This is a genomic window from Ottowia sp., assembly GCF_035325765.1.
Lineage (GTDB): Bacteria > Pseudomonadota > Gammaproteobacteria > Burkholderiales > Burkholderiaceae_C > Ottowia.
The window spans coordinates 1-2,881 of record NZ_DAOKZG010000098.1 but is presented as its reverse complement, the minus strand read 5'-3'; the positions used below and the strand labels follow the sequence as shown (position 1 = coordinate 2,881).

Annotated in this window: 3 protein-coding genes; all 3 read left to right on the top strand. The window is 70.9% G+C overall.

What is annotated here, in order from left to right; translation table 11 throughout:
- Window positions 1-719, top strand: a 719-nt coding sequence (gene rho, locus PKA16_RS15750) for a transcription termination factor Rho (RefSeq protein WP_324404631.1), incomplete at its 5' end; no start/stop codon positions are given.
- A gap of 133 nt (window positions 720-852) precedes the next feature.
- On the top strand, window positions 853-1,935 hold the full coding sequence (locus PKA16_RS15745) for an HlyD family efflux transporter periplasmic adaptor subunit (RefSeq protein WP_324404629.1): 1,083 nt from the start codon (window positions 853-855) through the stop codon (window positions 1,933-1,935).
- A partial coding sequence (locus tag PKA16_RS15740) for an ATP-binding cassette domain-containing protein (RefSeq protein ID WP_324404633.1) occupies window positions 1,932-2,881 on the top strand: 950 nt, incomplete at its 3' end. The genes PKA16_RS15745 and PKA16_RS15740, both read left to right, overlap by 4 nt.

Below are 2,881 nucleotides of genomic sequence, written 5' to 3'. Positions count from 1 at the left end.
GCGGCAAGACGGTGATGATGCAGACCATCGCGCACGCCATCAGCGCCAACTACCCGGACAGCCACATGATGGTGCTGCTGATCGACGAGCGGCCCGAGGAAGTGACCGACATGCAGCGCTCGGTCAAGGGCGAGGTCATCGCCTCGACCTTCGACGAGCCGGCGGCGCGCCACGTGCATGTGGCCGAAATGGTGATCGAGCGCGCCAAGCGCCTGGTCGAGCTGAAGAAGGACGTGGTGATCCTGCTGGACTCGATCACGCGGCTGGCGCGCGCCTACAACAACGTCGTGCCCTCCAGCGGCAAGGTGCTGACCGGCGGCGTCGACGCCAACGCCCTGCACCGGCCCAAGCGCTTCCTGGGCGCGGCGCGCAACGTCGAGGAAGGCGGCTCGCTCACCATCATCGCCACCGCGCTGATCGACACTGGCAGCCGCATGGACGAGGTGATCTTCGAGGAATTCAAGGGCACGGGCAACAGCGAGATCCACCTGGACCGGCGCCTCTACGAGAAGCGCGTGTTCCCCTCGATCCAGCTGAACCGCTCGAGCACGCGGCGCGAGGAGCTGCTGCTGCCGCCCGAGGTGCTGCAGAAGACGCGCATCCTGCGCCAGTTCATGTACAACATGGACGAGATCGAGGCAATGGAAATGGTCATCAAGAGCATGAAGGCGACCAAGAACAACGTCGAGTTCTTCGACATGATGCGGCGCGGCGGCTGAACGCGCCCGCTCCCGCCCAGGCCCCGCACGCGGGGCTTTTTGTTGTTGATGGCGCGCTTGTCTTGACTCGAATCAAGTTACGTATCCCCCTGGTCGGCATACTGGTTTCTGCCGTGACTGCCGCCGCCGCTCCATGACGCTTGCCGCCCCGTTTCGCCAGAGGCTCTTCACCACGCTGGGCGTGCTGGTGGCCCTGGTGTTGCTGGGCCTGTACGCCTGGCAGCAATGGCAGGCGGCGCAGCAGAGCGATGGCCTGGTCAGCGGCAATGGCCGCATCGAAGCCACCGAGGTCGACGTGGCCACCAAGTATCCCGGCCGCGTGGCCGAAATCCTGGTGCGCGAAGGCGACTTCGTGACGGCGGGGCAGCCGCTGGCGCGCATGCAGGTGGACAGCCTGCAGGCCCAGCACCGCGAGGCCGAGGCGGGACGCGAGCAGGCGCGCCAGGCCGTGGCCGCGGCCCGGGCGCAGGTCGCGCTGCGCGAGAGCGAGCACGCCGCCGCGCTGGCGCAGGTCGCGCAGCGCGAGGCCGACCTGGACGCCGCCCGACGCCGCGCCGCGCGCTCCGAAGCGCTGGCGCGCGAGGGCGCCGTGGCCGCGCAGGAGCTGGACGACGACCGCGCCCGCGTGCGCGGATTGCAGGCCGCGCTCACGGCGACGCAGGCGCAGGCGCAGGCGGCGCGCGCCGCGATCGCGGCCGCGCGCACGCAGGTGGACAGCGCGCAGTCCGCGGTGCGGGCGGCCGAGGCCGCGGTGCAACGCATCGCCTCCGACCTGCGCGACAGCGAGCTCACCGCCCCGCGCGCCGGCCGCGTGCAACTGCTGCTGGCGCAGCCCGGCGAAGTGCTGCCCGGGGGCGGCAAGCTGCTCAACCTGGTCGACCTGACCGACGTCTACATGAGCTTCTTCGTGCCCGAAACGGTGGCCGGTCGCGTGGCGCTGGGCAGCGAGGTGCGCATCGTGCTGGACGCCGCGCCGCAGTACGTGATTCCGGCCGCCGTCTCGTTCGTGGCGAGCACCGCGCAGTTCACGCCGAAGACGGTGGAGACGGCCAGCGAGCGGCAGAAGCTGATGTTCCGCGTGAAGGCGCGCATCGCGCCCGAGCTGCTGCAGCGCCACGTGACGCAGGTGAAGACCGGCGTGCCGGGCCAGGCCTGGCTGCGACTCGACCCCAGCCGCGACTGGCCCGCGCACCTGCAGGCCGTCGCGACACCCTGAGCATGCAGGCCGTCGTCCGGCTGCGCGACGTGCGCCTGCGCTACGGCCAGGCCGAAGCGCTGCGCGGCGTGACGCTGGAGCTGCCGCCCGCCAGCATGGTGGGCCTGATCGGGCCCGACGGCGTGGGCAAGTCGAGCCTGCTGGCGCTGGTCGCCGGGGCGCGTGCCATGCAGGCGGGCCACATCGAGGTGCTGGGCGGCGACATGCGGCGCAAGGCCCACCGCGACCGCGTGTGTCCGCGCATCGCCTACATGCCGCAGGGACTGGGGCGCAATCTCTACCCCACGCTGACGGTGGAGGAGAACCTGCAGTTCTTCGCGCGCCTGTTCGGTCACGGCGCCGCCGAGCGACGCGCGCGCATCGACGCGCTCACGCGCAGCACCGGCCTGGACCCGTTCCTGGCGCGACCGGCGGGCAAGCTCTCCGGCGGCATGAAGCAGAAGCTGGGGCTGTGCTGCGCGCTGATCCACGACCCCGACCTGCTGATCCTCGACGAGCCGACCACCGGCGTCGACCCGCTGGGGCGCGCGCAGTTCTGGGAACTGATCGCCCGCATCCGGGCGTCGCGCCCGCGCATGAGCGTGATCGTCGCCACCGCCTACATGGACGAGGCGCAGCGCTTCGACTGGCTGGTGGCGATGGACGACGGCGCCCTGCTCGCCACCGGCACGCCGGCCGAGCTGCTGACGCGCACCGGGACGTCCACGCTGGAGGCCGCCTTCATCGCGCTGCTGCCCGAGGAGAGGAAACGCGGGCACCAACCGGTGACGATCCCGCCGCTGCCGGCGGCGGACGCCGACATCGCCATCGAGGCCCGGGACCTGACCATGCGCTTTGGCGACTTCGTCGCCGTCGACCACGTGTCCTTTCGCATCCGGCGCGGCGAGATCTTCGGCTTCCTCGGCTCCAACGGCTGCGGCAAGACCACCACCATGAAGATGCTCAC